The 14972-nt window shown below is 61.6% G+C and carries 18 protein-coding genes; 15 read left to right on the top strand and 3 right to left on the bottom strand.

Annotation, left to right across the window (positions count from 1 at the left end; translation table 11 throughout):
• From J2X76_RS09740 to J2X76_RS09730, 3 genes are all read right to left on the bottom strand, one after another.
• A complete protein-coding gene (locus J2X76_RS09740) occupies nt 1–657 on the bottom strand; it encodes a phytochelatin synthase family protein (RefSeq protein ID WP_310215396.1) in 657 nt (218 codons plus the stop codon).
• A gap of 90 nt (nt 658–747) precedes the next feature.
• A complete protein-coding gene (locus J2X76_RS09735; RefSeq protein WP_310215394.1) occupies nt 748–1068 on the bottom strand; it encodes a putative quinol monooxygenase in 321 nt (106 codons plus the stop codon).
• Nucleotides 1069–1190: 122 nt separating this feature from the next.
• Nucleotides 1191–2501: a flagellin gene (locus tag J2X76_RS09730; protein WP_310215390.1), complete on the bottom strand. Its 1311-nt coding sequence runs from the start codon at nt 2499–2501 to the stop codon at nt 1191–1193.
• Between the two features lie 282 nt (nt 2502–2783).
• On the opposite strand from J2X76_RS09730, the gene urtA reads away from it, so the two are divergent.
• The 15 genes from urtA (at nt 2784) to ureC (ending at nt 14958) form a co-directional block, all read left to right on the top strand.
• The gene (gene urtA / locus J2X76_RS09725; protein ID WP_310215387.1) at nt 2784–4073 is read left to right on the top strand and encodes an urea ABC transporter substrate-binding protein; all 1290 of its coding nucleotides are present in this window, start codon (nt 2784–2786) and stop codon (nt 4071–4073) included.
• Between the two features lie 132 nt (nt 4074–4205).
• Nucleotides 4206–5777: an urea ABC transporter permease subunit UrtB gene (urtB, locus tag J2X76_RS09720; protein ID WP_310216517.1), complete on the top strand. Its 1572-nt coding sequence runs from the start codon at nt 4206–4208 to the stop codon at nt 5775–5777.
• Complete coding sequence (gene urtC, locus J2X76_RS09715; protein WP_310215384.1) at nt 5774–6943, top strand: urea ABC transporter permease subunit UrtC; 1170 nt, start codon at nt 5774–5776, stop codon at nt 6941–6943. The genes urtB and urtC overlap by 4 nt, the downstream gene beginning before the upstream one ends.
• A 16-nt stretch (nt 6944–6959) precedes the next feature.
• Entirely contained in the window at nt 6960–7721 is a 762-nt protein-coding gene (gene urtD, locus J2X76_RS09710; protein ID WP_113126567.1) for an urea ABC transporter ATP-binding protein UrtD, read from the top strand.
• Between the two features lie 76 nt (nt 7722–7797).
• Complete coding sequence (locus J2X76_RS09705; RefSeq protein WP_113126568.1) at nt 7798–8316, top strand: hypothetical protein; 519 nt, start codon at nt 7798–7800, stop codon at nt 8314–8316.
• A 19-nt stretch (nt 8317–8335) separates the two neighbouring features.
• On the top strand, nt 8336–9031 hold the full coding sequence (gene urtE / locus J2X76_RS09700; protein WP_113285949.1) for an urea ABC transporter ATP-binding subunit UrtE: 696 nt from the start codon (nt 8336–8338) through the stop codon (nt 9029–9031).
• Nucleotides 9032–9278: 247 nt separating this feature from the next.
• Complete coding sequence (locus J2X76_RS09695; protein WP_310215380.1) at nt 9279–10409, top strand: PHB depolymerase family esterase; 1131 nt, start codon at nt 9279–9281, stop codon at nt 10407–10409.
• Nucleotides 10346–11191, top strand: a complete 846-nt coding sequence (locus J2X76_RS09690) for an urease accessory protein UreD (RefSeq protein ID WP_310215377.1) — start codon at nt 10346–10348, stop codon at nt 11189–11191. The genes J2X76_RS09695 and J2X76_RS09690 overlap by 64 nt, the downstream gene beginning before the upstream one ends.
• An 18-nt stretch (nt 11192–11209) precedes the next feature.
• Nucleotides 11210–11512 (top strand): urease subunit gamma, encoded by a 303-nt coding sequence (locus J2X76_RS09685; RefSeq protein WP_113286432.1) that lies wholly within the window; start codon nt 11210–11212, stop codon nt 11510–11512.
• Nucleotides 11513–11522: 10 nt separating this feature from the next.
• Nucleotides 11523–11774: a DUF1272 domain-containing protein gene (locus J2X76_RS09680; RefSeq protein WP_310215373.1), complete on the top strand. Its 252-nt coding sequence runs from the start codon at nt 11523–11525 to the stop codon at nt 11772–11774.
• A gap of 11 nt (nt 11775–11785) precedes the next feature.
• Complete coding sequence (locus J2X76_RS09675; RefSeq protein WP_310215370.1) at nt 11786–12091, top strand: urease subunit beta; 306 nt, start codon at nt 11786–11788, stop codon at nt 12089–12091.
• Nucleotides 12088–12498 (top strand): lysozyme inhibitor LprI family protein, encoded by a 411-nt coding sequence (locus J2X76_RS09670; protein WP_310215367.1) that lies wholly within the window; start codon nt 12088–12090, stop codon nt 12496–12498. Before J2X76_RS09675 ends, J2X76_RS09670 begins: the two co-directional genes overlap by 4 nt.
• 103 nt (nt 12499–12601) lie before the next feature.
• Nucleotides 12602–12841, top strand: coding sequence for an AbrB/MazE/SpoVT family DNA-binding domain-containing protein (locus J2X76_RS09665; protein WP_162736419.1), 240 nt, complete (start codon nt 12602–12604; stop codon nt 12839–12841).
• Nucleotides 12838–13245, top strand: a complete 408-nt coding sequence (locus J2X76_RS09660; protein ID WP_310215363.1) for a type II toxin-antitoxin system VapC family toxin — start codon at nt 12838–12840, stop codon at nt 13243–13245. Before J2X76_RS09665 ends, J2X76_RS09660 begins: the two co-directional genes overlap by 4 nt.
• A 3-nt stretch (nt 13246–13248) precedes the next feature.
• Entirely contained in the window at nt 13249–14958 is a 1710-nt protein-coding gene (gene ureC / locus J2X76_RS09655; RefSeq protein WP_113126578.1) for an urease subunit alpha, read from the top strand.
• Nucleotides 14959–14972 lie beyond the last annotated feature (14 nt).

The raw sequence follows: 14972 nt of genomic DNA, 5'->3' as shown, positions 1-14972 counted from the left end.
TTATTCGATCAGAAGCAGGCCGCGTTTCTTGTCTCCATCGAGAGTGTCCATTGCCGAGAACAGCCGTTCCCGCTCGATAAGCCAAGGCTTATAGTCCTCATTGACATCGAGGACGAGCACCAGATCCTCGGCCTCCAGATATCCACCGATCGGAGAATGGTGACCGGCGCCTGCTCCAAAGATCTTCTCGCGCGTAAAATTGACGATGTAACGGCGAGCCGGGTCGTTGGCGTGCTTCATATGCTCGCGGAATTCGTCGGCGCTCAGGTCGCGGAGAACCGAAACCTTCCGCCCGGTTTTCATGCGGGCGAGCTCGGCAAGTTCATCCAGCGTCAGGCCGATGATGCAGAACCCGGTCCAGCACATCCCGGTCCCGTCCAGCACTTCGGCCTCGGTCGTTTCCTCCTCACCGACCGAGCGAAGCGCATTGGCAATGCTCGCAGGGCCGCATCGCGAGCCGTTCGACTGCCAGGTCACGCTGCGGCCAAAGGTTGCCGCCACGGGCAGTGTCCAGGCCCGGTCCATCAGTTCGGGAGAGCGGACGACGGACGACTGGATCGCTTCCGGCGGGACTTTTGTCTGGCCGACCACGACGAATGCCGCTCCGGCGAGCAGGCCGGCGGCGGCGATCATGCCGAAAAATAGACCGCGCTTCATTTACAGATCCTCGAAGCCAAGGAGGATCACGAAGAATGACCCAAAGGGGCAGGGACATCAATCCGGCAGGCGACTCGCGACGCTTCCCCGTCAGGAGCGAGGTTGCGCCGAATGGTTGCTGCGGATCGCATGCCAGATGGAAATATCCCGGGGCTTTGCCAGCAGCTCCGGCAACGCCGCGTGCCAGGCCTCGCGGTAGGGCCGCTTCAACTGGATTTCCAGCACGTCGACATGATCCTCCCAGGTCTCATAGAGCATCATGTGGTGCTCGTTGTCGGGATCGGCATGCAGCATGGCATTGTGGAACATCGGTTCGTGCCGCATGGCATCGAGCACGCCGTTCAGAAGAGTGAGGAAGCGGTCGCGCTCGCCAGGGAGGATATCGAAACGGATGACGTAGGTGACGGGCATGGATGTGATCCTTTCTCGCTGCAAAGCTGGATCCCGGGATAGATGCCACCGGTCGCCGGGTCGATTACCTCGGAGGTCATATATCGCATGCGCAGGGAAACCAGCCGTCAGGGACGAAGGTCTCACGGCTGGAAGAGCGTCAGGATGTTTCGCGAATCCGAATTGGCGATGGAAAGCGACTGGAACGCGAGTTGCTGCTGGACCTGCAATGCCTTGAGCCTGCTCGACACCTCACTCATGTTCGCGTCGACGAGACGCGCGACGCCCTTGTCGAGACTGTCGATCAGCCTGTTTCCGAATGCTTCCTGCATCTCGATCCTCGACTTGAGCGAGCCAAGGTAGGCGCCGGCCGATATGACCTTTTGCTGCATTTCGTCGAGAACCAGGGTAATTGTCGGAAAATCGATGTCGGGATCGGTGACGTCGATATCGAGAATATCGATCCCCTCCGGCGGCAGCGTCCGGGTATGGACAGGCGGCTGAATGGTGATCAGCTCCGCGGCGAGCGAAGGGATGGCCCGGAAGAAGATATTCGGCGTCCCGCCCTGCGCCGCAAGCAGGGCGTCGGAGGGGTCCTTGTTGAGAAAGGTCGCCTGCAGGAGGACCTTCGCCCAGTCGGCGGTGCTTTCGATATCGCCGTCGAAGCCATATCCTATCTGGCCTCCGAGCGCCTGATCGACGACACTCTTGGTAATGGCGAACGTATCCTGGAACGTGCCCACCGAGAAGGCGACCGTGACGACGTCGAATTTCGTGATCGTGAAGGGTTGGTCGAATGCGGGGCCCGGCACGTCGCCATAACCCGACGTCGAAAATCCGAGCAATCCACCGATCGTGCCGAGGCCGTAGCCCAGATCCGGATCCGGTTCCTTCTGCAGAATTCCGCCGCCGCCATTCTTGAACAGCGCGATTTTCGAGAGATCGACGTCTATCGACTGGAGGGAGACGGCTCCATCCTCGCCGCGATCGAACGACGAAAGGACGGATGTCTTCGCATCTGTCTGGCCGGCTTGGTCCCGCATGTCCGACCGCAGCCAGTTCTGACCGGCGAAGGTCGCGGCGTTGGATATCGAGACGATCTGCTGCTTCAGCTGCTCCAGTTCTTGCTGGATCTTCTGCTTGTCTATCCCGTCCTGCTGGGCGGAAACGACCTTGGCCATGAACGCCGCCAGGATATCGGTCGTTGCAGCCATGCCTTCATAGGCCGTATCGACTTTTGCGGCTCCGAGGCCAAGGGCGTCCTGCACGACCGAGAGGGCACCCTTGTCGGATCGCATGGTGGTGGCGATCGACCAGTAGGCGGCGTTGTCGGAGGCCTGTCCGATACGCAAGCCGGTCGCCGCCTGCCGCTGCGCACCGGAAACCTCGCTGTCGAGGGACCGAAGTATCTGGAGCGCGGAAGTAGCTCCGGCATTTGTGAGGATGCTACTCATACTATCTACACCGGAAACAACTCCTCACGCTACGTAAGCGCCGTCTTATACAAGCGAAGTATGGTTAATATATCATGAGGATACCCGAGACGGGCCTTGCCCGGCGCTGTTGGCGCGAAGACGCCAGTTGGTCGCGGGGTTTCCGCCGCGTGAGGGTTCTTCCCCCTTCTCCCCCACCGGTACGTCATTCGACGTATACGGTTTTGCGATGCAGCAACCGATAGTCGCTTCAGCAACGGTCAAGTCCTCGTTGCGGACGAACGAGAAGAGGGGTTCGAACCAATGACATTTAAGTCCAAACTCGGCGGCGCGCTGCTCGCCGCCGTCATGTCGGCGACGGCGCTGCAGGGCGCTTTTGCCGCTGACGACACCATCAAGATCGGTGTTCTCCACTCACTTTCGGGCACCATGGCCATCTCCGAGACCACCCTCAAGGATGTCATGCTGATGCTCGTCGAGGAGCAAAACAAGAAGGGCGGCGTGCTCGGCAAGAAGCTCGAAGCCGTCGTCGTCGACCCGGCCTCCGACTGGCCGCTGTTCGCCGAAAAGGCCCGCCAGCTGATTTCCAAGGACAAGGTCGCCGCCGTTTTCGGTTGCTGGACCTCGTCTTCGCGCAAGTCGGTCCTGCCGGTCTTCGAAGAGCTGAACTCGATCCTGTTCTACCCGGTCCAGTACGAGGGTGAGGAATCCTCGCGCAACATCTTCTATACGGGTGCTGCCCCGAACCAGCAGGCCATCCCGGCCGTCGACTATCTGGCCAAGGAAGAAGGCGTGAAGCGCTGGGTTCTCGCCGGTACCGACTACGTCTATCCGCAGACGACCAACAAGATCCTCAAGGCCTACCTGATGTCGAAGGGCGTTGCCGAATCCGACATCATGGTCAACTACACGCCGTTCGGTCATTCCGACTGGCAGACGATCGTCTCCGACATCAAGAAATTCGGCTCGGCCGGCAAGAAGACCGCCGTCGTCTCGACCATCAACGGCGACGCCAACGTGCCGTTCTACAAGGAACTCGGCAACCAGGGCATCAAGGCCGAGGACATCCCGGTCGTCGCCTTCTCGGTCGGCGAAGAAGAGCTTGCCGGTCTCGACACCAAGCCGCTTGTCGGCCATCTCGCTGCCTGGAACTACTTCCAGTCCGTCGATGCCGATGTGAACGCCGAGTTCATCAAGGAATGGAAGGCGTTCACGAAGAACGACAAGCGCGTCACCAACGACCCGATGGAAGCCGCCTATATCGGCTTCAACGCCTGGGTGAAGGCTGTCGAGGCTGCCGGCACCACCAATACCGACGCCGTGCTGGATTCGATCATCGGCGTCTCCGTTCCGAACCTGTCGGGTGGCACGTCCACCGTCATGCCGAACCACCACATCACCAAGCCGGTGCTGATCGGTGAAATCCAGGCTGACGGCCAGTTCGACATCGTTCAGGAAACCGCGCCTGTCGTCGGCGACGAGTGGTCCGACTACCTGCCGGACTCGAAGAACCTGATCTCCGATTGGCGCAAGCCGATGTCCTGCGGCAACTTCAACGTTGCCACCGGCAAGTGCGGCGGCAAGGGCAGCTGATCCGATTGCCTCTGATGTTCATCGACATCATCGCGGGCGGCGTTCAGTCGCCCGCGATCTCGCAAGGGGGTTCCAATGACGAGCAAAGTTGCTTTCCGCGTTCTGCAGAGCCTCGGTCTTCTGCTCTGCCTGATGTTTTCCTTCGCCGCGCCGTCTTTCGCGCAGAGCGATCCCAAGCCGCTGATCAATGCGCTTGCGAAAGCCGATTTCGGCGAGGCTGAAAAATTGATCGGCCAGCTCGCCGCCACCGGCGATGCCCGGCTCGTGCCGGCGCTGAATGCATTTTCCGAGGGCGACCTCTATTTCCGCAAGTCCGACAACCTGGTGTTTATCGGCAAGGCGGCGGGCTCCGGTTACGAGCTGATCGACCCGGTGACGGGTGCTTCCGTCGGCCAGGCCGCCAAGAGCGCGGTCACCAAGATCAAGATCAACAACAGCCTGCGCCGCGTCATCCGTTCCGCGATGGGAGGGCTGACGCTGATGAGCCCGGATCGCGGCGTGCGGCTGCAGGCGGCCGATGCCGTATTGCGCTCCCCGAGCGCCGAAAACCTCGAACTCCTCGAAACAGCAATCGCCAAGGAAACGGACCGCGAAGTCAAGGCCCGCATGGAAGAAGCGCGCGCCGTGTCGCTGCTCTCCTCCGACCGTTCCGTCGATGAAAAGCGGGCCGCGATCCAGACGATCAAGAACTATGGCGGCCGCAACGCAATCGGCATCCTGATGGGCGCATCCGCCTCGCTCGATCCGAGCCTCAAGGGCGATGTCAATGCGGCGATCGCCAGCATCGAAAGCGGGCAGCGGCTCTGGGACATGGCGCAGAACGTCTGGTACGGCCTGTCGCTCGGCTCGGTCCTGCTGCTTGCAGCGATCGGGCTGGCGATCACCTTCGGCGTCATGGGCATCATCAACATGGCGCATGGCGAGATGGTCATGCTCGGCGCCTATTCCACCTTCGTGGTGCAGCAGGTGATCCGCGAGAACGCGCCCGGCCTGTTCGACTGGTCGCTGGCGATCGCGCTTCCGGTCGCCTTCCTCGTCACCGGCGCGGTCGGCCTGGTCATCGAACGCGGCGTCATCCGTTTCCTCTACGGAAGGCCGCTCGAAACGCTGCTCGCCACCTGGGGTGTCTCGCTCATCCTGCAGCAGACGATCCGTTCGATCTTCGGCCCCACCAACCAGGAAGTCGGCAATCCGTCCTGGATGTCCGGTTCATTCCCAGTCGGCGGCATGACGATCACCTGGAACCGCCTGTGGATCATCGCCTTCTCGCTGTCGATCTTCGTCGCGCTTTTGGTGGTGATGAAAAAATCCTCCTTCGGGCTCAACATGCGCGCTGTCACGCAGAACCGCCGCATGGCCTCCTCGATGGGCATCAGGACGCCCTGGGTCGATGCCTTCACCTTCGCGCTCGGCTCCGGCATTGCCGGCATTGCCGGGGTGGCGCTTTCCCAGATCGACAACGTCTCGCCGAACCTCGGCCAGAGCTACATCATCGACAGTTTCATGGTTGTGGTCTTCGGCGGCGTCGGCAATCTCTGGGGCACGCTGGTCGGCGCGCTGTCGCTGGGCGTCCTCAACAAGTTCCTCGAACCCTCGGTCGGCGCCGTGCTCGGCAAGATCCTGGTCCTGGTGCTGATCATCCTCTTCATCCAGAAACGTCCGCGCGGTCTCTTCGCGCTCAAGGGAAGGGCGGTGGACGCATGATTTCCGGCTTTGTCTTCCGCGCCCTCGAGGGCCGTATCGTCGCCGCCGTCGGCATTCTTCTGGCCATCGGCATCCTGGTGCCGGCGCTCAACCTGCTGACCCCGCCCGACAGCGCCATCCATATCCCGACCTATGTCATGTCGCTGTTCGGCAAGTATCTCTGCTACGCGCTGCTGGCGCTGGCGCTCGATCTCGTCTGGGGTTACTGCGGCATCCTCTCGCTCGGCCACGGCGCGTTCTTCGCGCTCGGCGGATATGCGATGGGCATGTACCTGATGCGCCAGATCGGTAGCCGAGGCGTCTACGGCAACCCGATCCTGCCGGACTTCATGGTGTTCCTCAACTGGAAGGAACTGCCCTGGTTCTGGCACGGCTTCGACTGGTTCGTCTTCGCCATGCTGATGGTGCTGGTCGTGCCCGGCCTGCTTGCCTTCGTGTTCGGCTGGTTCGCCTTCCGCTCCCGCGTCAACGGCGTCTATCTGTCGATCATCACCCAGGCGATGACCTATGCGCTGCTGCTCGCCTTTTTCCGCAACGACATGGGGTTCGGCGGCAATAACGGCCTCACCGACTTCAAGGACATCCTGGGCTTCTCCGTGCAAGCGGATGGTACCCGCGCGGTTCTGTTCTTCATGTCGGCGCTGATGCTGTCGCTCTGCCTGATCCTTGCGTCCGCCATTGTCCGCTCGAAGTTCGGCAAGGTGCTGGTCGGTGTGCGCGATGCGGAAAGCCGGGTGCGCTTCCTCGGCTTCCGGGTCGAGAACATCAAGCTCTTCACCTTCGTGGTGTCGGCGATGATGGCGGGGATCGCCGGTGCGCTGTTCGTGCCGCAGGTCGGCATCATCAATCCGGGCGAATTCGCGCCGGCAAACTCGATCGAAGTGGTCGTCTGGACGGCGGTCGGTGGGCGCGGCACGCTGATCGGCCCGATCATCGGCGCGATCCTCGTCAATGGCGGCAAGAGCTTCTTCACCGGCGCCTTCCCGGAGATCTGGCTGTTCGCGCTCGGCGGCCTGTTCATCGCGGTCACGCTTTTCCTGCCGAAGGGCATCGTCGGGACGGTCCAGCACGGCTTGAAGGCTCGTCAGGCGCTGAAGGCTGCGGCTGATGCCGAAAAGGGCAGGGGTGACGCTGCGGCGGTGGCCCAGGCCCAGGCGGCGGAATAGGCGGGGAGACGACACCATGAACATGATTTCCGAAGCACGCCAGAAAAGCCTGCTCTATCTCGAAAATGTCTCCGTCTCCTTCGACGGCTTCAAGGCGCTGAACTCGCTGTCCTTCGTCGTCGAGCCCGGGGAGCTCCGGGCGATCATCGGTCCGAACGGCGCCGGCAAGACGACGATGATGGACATCATCACCGGCAAGACGCGGCCCGATGCCGGCACCGTCCTGTTCGAGGATACGATCGACCTTACCAGACAAGACGAGGCGGATATCGCCCAGCTCGGCATCGGCCGCAAATTCCAGAAGCCGACCGTGTTCGAAAGCCACACCGTCTGGGACAATCTGGAACTGGCGCTCAACCGGTCGCGCGGTGTCTTCGCGACGCTGTTCTATACGCTGTCTGCGGAGGACAAAGCACGCATCGAGGAAATCCTCGAAACGATCCGCCTGACGCACCGCAGGCAAGAATACGCGGCCAATCTCTCCCACGGCCAGAAGCAGTGGCTGGAGATCGGCATGCTGCTCGCCCAGGAACCGAAACTGCTGCTGGTCGACGAACCCGTCGCCGGCATGACCGATGCGGAAACGGCCGAGACGGCGGTGCTCCTGAAGGAAATCGCCAAGACCCGCTCGGTCGTGGTCGTCGAACATGACATGGGCTTCATCCGCGAACTCGGCGTCAAGGTGACGTGTCTGGCGGAAGGTTCGGTGCTCGCCGAAGGCTCGATCGACTTCGTTTCGAACGATCCGAAGGTGATCGAGAACTATCTCGGACGTTGAGTGATGCAACTTATAGGCTTGAACCTCAAATCAGAACCGGTTTTAAAACTAACCGATTTGGAGATGGGGATATTTCATGGCTTTGCTCGGCATTCTGGTTATGGCGATCGGCGGCGCAGCCGTCTGGTACTGGCGATTGAAGACGATGCGGGAGGCGGGGAGCGAGGTCATCGATTCCGTCGAACGGATGCGGGGCGCTTACAAGCGCCGACAATTCCGCAACAAGGCGGAGGCGGCCCCTCTCGCATCGATCGGTGACCCGGCGATTGCGGCTGTGGCGTTCTTCATGTGCCTTGCCAAGGAAAAGCCGATGTATGTGGAGGCGGCGAAGGATGTCGTTCGCAACCGCATGAAAGGCATCGTCCGGCCGGGTGACATGGAGGAAGTGGTGATCTTCGGTGAATGGGCGTCGAAAAACGTCGTCAATCCGGAGGATCCGATCCGCCGCTTCCGTGATCTCTGGACGAAGGCGCTCGATCATGACGAACGCCGGCAATTGATCGGCATTGCTGAGGAAGTCGCCGAAGTCGGCGGTGACAGGACAAAGGAACAGGAGCTCGCCCTGCAGGCGCTGAGGCGAACGCTCATGAATTGAACGGGTAACGGTGGATCGGATGCTGACAGTCAACAACGTCAATCTTCACTATGGCGCAGCGCAGGCGCTGCGAGGCGTTTCGATCCAGGCGGATATGGGCAAGATCACTTGCGTGCTGGGGCGGAACGGCGTGGGGAAGAGTTCTCTTCTCCGCGCCGTGACCGGCCAGCATCCGGTGAGCGGCGGCACGATCAGCTTCCAGGGCGAGGTGCTGAACGGGCTTGCCCCCTATAACCGCGCCAAGCATGGTATCGGCTACGTCCCGCAGGGCCGCGAGATCTTTCCGCTGCTCACTGTCCAGGAAAATCTCGAAAGCGGTTACGCGCCGCTCGCCCGCAAGGACAAGTTCATTCCCGACGAGATTTTCTCGCTGTTTCCGGTGCTGAAATCGATGCTCGGCCGGCGCGGCGGCGACCTGTCGGGCGGGCAGCAGCAGCAGCTCGCGATCGGCCGCGCCATGGTCACCAGACCCAAGATCCTCGTGCTCGACGAGCCGACCGAAGGCATCCAGCCGTCGATCATCAAGGATATCGGCCGGGCGATCCGCTACCTGCGGGATTCAACCGGCATGGCCATTCTTTTGGTGGAACAGTATCTGGATTTCTGCCGGGAACTGGCCGACCAGGTCTACATCATGGATCGTGGCGAGATTGTGCACGAAGGGGCGGCAGAGACTCTGGATACGGCAGAAGCAAGGCGGCATCTGACTGTGTGAGACTAGTATTTTTACTGGTGAATGTTTGTATCGCGTTGCAGCACTTCGTGCGTTTCAATGCCGGCTAATATATGTTAACTACACCCACGTTTTCAGGGCATTCCGCATATAGTCGACAACCCCCGCACCCCATGATGAGGCGCTGATGGTCTTTGCACGCGTTGCCGGTTTCTTCTCTCGTCCCGCTCTTACGCGCATGATTGCTGTAGGAGCTGTTTTTTTTGGCGCAACGACCTTCCTGGGGTCAATGACCGGCAGCGCTCTCGCCGCTGGCTGCGGGCAGCCGATGGCAGCAGGGCGTCACACGATCACCATCGAAACAGACGGTGTCGCCCGTTCGGCAATCTATTTCATTCCCTCATCCTATACCGGCAAGGACAAGGTACCGCTGGTTTTCGATCTCCATGGCAGCCACAGCAATCCCCTGGGGCAGCTGAACAGAAGCTCCTGGGACAAGGTTGCGGAGAAAAACGGCTTCATCGTTCTGGCGCTGCAGGGCAGCCTGCCCGGAAGTTCGGCGGGTACCTATGCCTGGAACGTGCCTTTCGTGACCCAGCAGCCGGGAGGCCTCGACGAGATCGCCTATATCCGGCAGGCAATCGCCACCGCCAAGCAGGAATTCTGCGTCGATCCGGCGCGCATCTATGCCTCCGGTTATTCCGGCGGCGGCCGCATGCTGTCGGCCTACCTCTGCTCGGGCCGCGATGATTTTGCGGCCGCTGGTTTCGTGCATTCGCTGCGCGCCGGCCGCCCGGTCGAGACCGGCGGCAAGTGGAGCCCCGATGCGCAGGGCTGCAACCCGGCAAAGCCGATCTCGATCATGGCTTTTGCCGGCGTCAAGGATGCGGCCAACCCCTATGCCGGCGGTGGCAGCACTTATTGGCAATACGGTTTCAAGACCGCGATCCAGCGCTGGACAGAACTCGACGGATGCAGCGGCAACGGAGAATCGAAGACGATCGGCGACGTGACCTTCAGCCTTTACGGCACCTGCAAGAACGGTGCGCGCGTCGCATCCTATGTTTTCGCCAATGGCACGCATGACTGGCCGAAGCCGGCCCCTGCCACCGAAGCCGTGATCGCTGCCGCCAAGGACGGCGCCGCGAGCGTCACCAAGGTGGCCGCGGTCGCCGTCGCCAAGCCGGCATTCGACGCCAATGTTGATCCGGCCTCGCGGATGTGGGACTTCTTCCGCAAGGCCGACAGCACTGACGTGATCGCCACCGCCGCACCTGCCAAGACCGGCTCTGCGGCCAAGTCTGGCACGGGCGTTGCATCAGACTGCGGAACCGAAGCCGATCTTCAGGGGACGACGTGCAACAGCAACCAGCCGATCGATATGCGCCGCAGCGGGCAAGGGGTGCAGGACGCCTTGTAACCAAGGCTTTCGGCGGACGGACACGGCTCGCCGAATTCTACCAGGAAGGCTGCGCAAAAATTCGCCTTCCGGAAACTTTTTCGCCTGAAATGGAGGCGATCCTCATCAATACGTCAGGGGGACTGACGGGCGGCGACGTGATCGAATGGTCCGTCGCCGCCGCGGCTTCCACGAGACTGTCGGTCACCACCCAGGCGAACGAGAAGATCTACAAGGCTTCGTCCGGCACCGCCTCCGTCTCCACCCATGTCACCGTCGGTGAAGATGCCTCGGTGCACTGGCTTCCCCAGGAAACCATCCTTTTCGATCAGGCCTCGCTGACCCGCCGACTCGACGTCGATCTCTCCGAAACCTCCGAATTCCTGGCCGTCGAAGCGGTCCTGCTTGGCCGCAAGGCAATGGGCGAGGCGGTCGCGCACGGCTTCTTCCGCGACCGCTGGCGGGTGCGTCGGTCGGGTCAGCTGATCCATGCCGAAGAGATGAAATTCGAGGGCGAAATCGAGCAGCTTTCCCAGGCAGCCGCCGTGCTTTCCGGCCAGGTTGCGTTTGCGACGCTGTTTTATACCGGGCCGATGGCCGAGGTGCTTTTTCCCAAACTCCGTCAATGCCTTGACGATACGCCCGGCGGAGCCAGCCTGTGGACTGGCGGAGCCAGCCACTGGAATGGCAAGCTGATCGCACGGCTGGTGGCGCCGACCGGATTCGCCTTGAGAAAAATCCTGACACCGGCAATTTCCGTATTGCGTAACGGCGCGCCAGTGCCGAAAGTCTGGAACATCTGATCTTACTGCGGGAATCCCATGAACCTGACGCCCAGAGAAAAAGACAAACTGCTGATTGCCATGGCTGCGATCGTCGCCCGCCGACGGCTGGAGCGCGGGGTCAAGCTCAACTATCCGGAAGCGATCGCGCTGATCACCGACTACGTGGTGGAAGGCGCGCGCGACGGCCGTTCAGTGGCGGAGCTCATGGAGGCCGGCGCGCATGTCGTCACCCGCGATCAGGTGATGGAAGGCATTGCCGAGATGATCCACGACGTGCAGGTGGAGGCGACTTTTCCCGACGGCACCAAGCTCGTCACCGTGCACGAACCGATCCGCTGAGGCCGCCGCCATGCTGGAACTGCGCCCCAATTGTGAATGCTGCGACAAGGACCTCGCCCCGGAAAGCCGCGAGGCGATGATCTGCACGTTCGAGTGCACGTTCTGCGCCGTTTGCGCCAGCGACGTGCTGAAAGGCATCTGCCCGAACTGCGCTGGCGAACTGGTGCGTCGGCCGGTGCGCCCGGCGGCGGCACTCGCGCGCCATCCGGCGTCCACCAAACGTGTTCTGAAGGCCGAGGGCTGCGCGCCCAAGGCGGCTTGAAGGAGAAAGCCATGATTCCGGGTGAAGTGATTGCCGCAGAAGGCGAAATCGAACTCAATTCCGGTGCTCCGACCGTGACCGTCGAGGTCTCCAATACCGGCGACCGGCCGGTGCAGGTCGGCAGCCATTACCACTTCTTCGAGACCAATAACGGCCTTGCCTTCGACCGTGACAAGGCGCGGGGCATGCGGCTCGACATTCCCGCCGGCACGGCTGTTCGTTTCGAACCCGGCCAGACCCGTTCGGTAACGCTGATCCCGCTTGCCGGCAAGCGCGAGGTCTACGGTTTCCAGCAGAAGATCATGGGTGCGTTGTGAAATCCGTTTCCGCTGCTGCCGCCGCTTTGGTGTTCTGCGCCCTGCCGGCCTTTGCCCAGGAGCCGAAGGCTAATTGCAAGAACCCGAAGACGCAGATGGAGATGAACATCTGCTCGCAGCGGGATTTTGATGCAGCGGACAAGGCTTTGAACGCGCAATACCAGGCGACCCGCAAGACGATGAAGGCATGGGATGCCGATGCCACGCCGGATTCCAAGGGAGCCGATGATGCGCTGGTCAAGGCGCAACGCGCCTGGGTCGCCTATCGCGACGCGCAATGCACTTCCTACGGCTTTCAGGCGCATGGCGGCTCGATGGAGCCGATGCTGATTTCCGGATGCCAGGCGGATCTTACCCGCAAGCGGACTGCCGAATTGAAAGAACTGACCGAGGCTATGGGGAACTGATGTTCGGGTGTGGAAAATTGCTTCGGTATGGAATTTTTGATAAGTAGGGAGAGGTGAGAAGTCAGGGAGTGAGACGATGGGCAGATTTGAGGCGAAGACATCCATGAAGGGGCAGGCCACGATTCCCATCGAGGTGAGGAAGGCCCTTGGCTTGCCTCCCGGTGGCTTGGTGCAATTCATCGTCGATGACAATGGCAAGGTTTCGGTCGTGGCGAAGAAGAGCGGGCTTTCGCATATCAAGGGGATTTTCGGCAAGGCGGACGGCCCTATCGACATCGATGAGGCTATCTATGAGACTGTGAGGCGCCGCACGGCTGTCGACCGGCAGGAGGAGGATCCTTGATCGGTCTCGATACCAATGTCCTGGTGCGCTACGCCCTCGACGATGATTCACACTGGTCGCCGATCGTTACCCGGTTCATCGATACTCAACTATCTCCGCAAAGACCCGGTTACATCAACCCTATCACGCTTGTCGAGCTTGTTTGGACGCTGCGGCGCAAGCCTGGATACGACCGCTCCAGGCTCGCCGATCTCATCGAAAGCCTTCTCGCATCGGACAGTGTCGTCCTTGGCGAGGCCGAGGCGGTCGAGCGCGCAGTTGCTGCTTTCCGGCAGGGTGGCGCCGGCTTTGCCGATTATCTGATTGCCGAGCTCAATGAAGCCGCCGGTGCTTCGCCAACCGTTACCATTGATCGTGGCGCGGCCAAGAGGCCGCCTTTCGTCCCATTGTCCGAGAAGGTCTGAACCATGCCCCACAAGATGTCCCGCGCCTCCTATGCCAGCATGTTCGGTCCGACCACGGGCGACAGGGTGCGGCTTGCCGATACGGAACTGTTCATCGAGGTGGAGAAGGATTTCACCATCTATGGCGAAGAGGTGAAGTTCGGCGGCGGCAAGGTCATTCGCGACGGCATGGGCCAGAGCCAGGCGACCCGGGCCGAAGGCGCGGTCGACACGGTGATCACCAATGCGCTGATCGTCGACCATTCCGGCATCTACAAGGCCGATGTCGGCCTGAAGGACGGCCGCATCCACGCGATCGGCAAGGCCGGCAATCCGGATACCCAGCCGGGTGTCACGATCATCGTCGGCCCATCCACCGAAGCGATTGCCGGCGAGGGCAAGATCCTGACGGCCGGCGGCATGGATGCGCATATCCATTTCATCTGCCCGCAGCAGATCGAGGAGGCGCTGATGTCGGGCGTCACCTGCATGCTCGGCGGCGGCTCCGGCCCGGCGCATGGCACGCTGGCCACGACCTGCACCGGTGCGTGGCATATCGAGCGGATGATCGAAAGCTTCGACGCCTTCCCGATGAACCTCGCGATTGCCGGCAAGGGCAATGCGTCGCTGCCGAAACCGCTTGAAGAGATGATCCTCGCCGGCGCCTCGTCGCTGAAGCTGCACGAGGACTGGGGTACGACGCCCGCCGCGATCGACAATTGCCTGACGGTCGCCGACCAGTTCGACGTGCAGGTGATGATCCACACGGACACGCTGAACGAAAGCGGCTTCGTGGAAGATACCGTCGCTGCGATCCGGGGCCGTACCATCCACGCCTTCCACACGGAAGGGGCGGGCGGCGGACATGCGCCCGACATCATCAAGGTCTGCGGCAATCCGAACGTCATCCCGTCCTCGACCAATCCGACCCGGCCCTATACGGTCAATACGCTCGCCGAACATCTCGACATGCTGATGGTCTGCCATCACCTCTCGCCGTCGATCCCGGAAGACATCGCCTTTGCCGAAAGCCGCATCCGCAAGGAGACGATCGCGGCGGAAGACATCCTCCACGATCTCGGCGCCTTCTCGATCATCTCCTCCGACAGCCAGGCCATGGGCCGGGTCGGGGAAGTGGCGATCCGCACCTGGCAGACCGCCGACAAGATGAAGCGCCAGCGCGGCAGCCTGAAGGAGGAAACGGGCAATAACGACAATTTCCGCGTCAAGCGCTACATCGCCAAATACACGATCAACCCGGCGATCGCCCACGGCATCTCCCACGAAATCGGTTCGGTCGAGGTGGGCAAGCGGGCCGATCTGGTGCTCTGGAACCCGGCCTTTTTCGGCGTGAAGCCGGAAATGGTGCTGCTCGGCGGTTCGATCGCAGCAGCCCCCATGGGCGATCCGAACGCCTCGATCCCGACGCCGCAGCCGATGCATTACCGGCCGATGTTCGCCGCCTATGGCAAGCTCAGGACCAATTCGTCGGTTACCTTCGTCAGCCAGGCCTCGCTCGATGCCGGCCTTGCACAGCGCCTCGGCGTCGCCAAGAAGCTGCTGGCCGTCCGGAATGTGCGCGGCGGCATTTCCAAGGCTTCGATGATCCACAATTCGCTGACGCCGCATGTGGAGGTCGATCCGGAAACCTACGAAGTGCGCGCCGATGGCGAACTCCTGACCTGCGAGCCCGCCACCGTGCTGCCGATGGCGCAGCGTTATTTCCTGTTCTGAGGTGCCGATACCTC

The organism is Neorhizobium sp. 2083, assembly GCF_031455615.1.
GTDB lineage: Bacteria > Pseudomonadota > Alphaproteobacteria > Rhizobiales > Rhizobiaceae > Neorhizobium.
This window is presented reverse-complemented; position numbering and strand designations above follow the sequence as displayed.

Excerpts from the sequence above, each read along its gene's own strand:
- J2X76_RS09740 (WP_310215396.1), bottom strand. The coding sequence starts at position 657 with ATGAAGCGCGGTCTATTTTTCGGCATGATCGCCGCCGCCGGCCTGCTC.
- ureC (WP_113126578.1), top strand. The coding sequence starts at position 13,249 with ATGCCCCACAAGATGTCCCGCGCCTCCTATGCCAGCATGTTCGGTCCG.
- J2X76_RS09675 (WP_310215370.1), top strand. The coding sequence starts at position 11,786 with ATGATTCCGGGTGAAGTGATTGCCGCAGAAGGCGAAATCGAACTCAAT.
- J2X76_RS09665 (WP_162736419.1), top strand. The coding sequence starts at position 12,602 with ATGAAGGGGCAGGCCACGATTCCCATCGAGGTGAGGAAGGCCCTTGGC.
- urtE (WP_113285949.1), top strand. The coding sequence starts at position 8,336 with ATGCTGACAGTCAACAACGTCAATCTTCACTATGGCGCAGCGCAGGCG.
- J2X76_RS09685 (WP_113286432.1), top strand. The coding sequence starts at position 11,210 with ATGAACCTGACGCCCAGAGAAAAAGACAAACTGCTGATTGCCATGGCT.
- J2X76_RS09735 (WP_310215394.1), bottom strand. The coding sequence starts at position 1,068 with ATGCCCGTCACCTACGTCATCCGTTTCGATATCCTCCCTGGCGAGCGC.
- urtB (WP_310216517.1), top strand. The coding sequence starts at position 4,206 with ATGTTTTCCTTCGCCGCGCCGTCTTTCGCGCAGAGCGATCCCAAGCCG.
- J2X76_RS09730 (WP_310215390.1), bottom strand. The coding sequence starts at position 2,501 with ATGAGTAGCATCCTCACAAATGCCGGAGCTACTTCCGCGCTCCAGATA.
- J2X76_RS09705 (WP_113126568.1), top strand. The coding sequence starts at position 7,798 with ATGGCTTTGCTCGGCATTCTGGTTATGGCGATCGGCGGCGCAGCCGTC.
- J2X76_RS09695 (WP_310215380.1), top strand. The coding sequence starts at position 9,279 with ATGACCGGCAGCGCTCTCGCCGCTGGCTGCGGGCAGCCGATGGCAGCA.
- urtD (WP_113126567.1), top strand. The coding sequence starts at position 6,960 with ATGAACATGATTTCCGAAGCACGCCAGAAAAGCCTGCTCTATCTCGAA.
- urtC (WP_310215384.1), top strand. The coding sequence starts at position 5,774 with ATGATTTCCGGCTTTGTCTTCCGCGCCCTCGAGGGCCGTATCGTCGCC.
- J2X76_RS09680 (WP_310215373.1), top strand. The coding sequence starts at position 11,523 with ATGCTGGAACTGCGCCCCAATTGTGAATGCTGCGACAAGGACCTCGCC.
- urtA (WP_310215387.1), top strand. The coding sequence starts at position 2,784 with ATGACATTTAAGTCCAAACTCGGCGGCGCGCTGCTCGCCGCCGTCATG.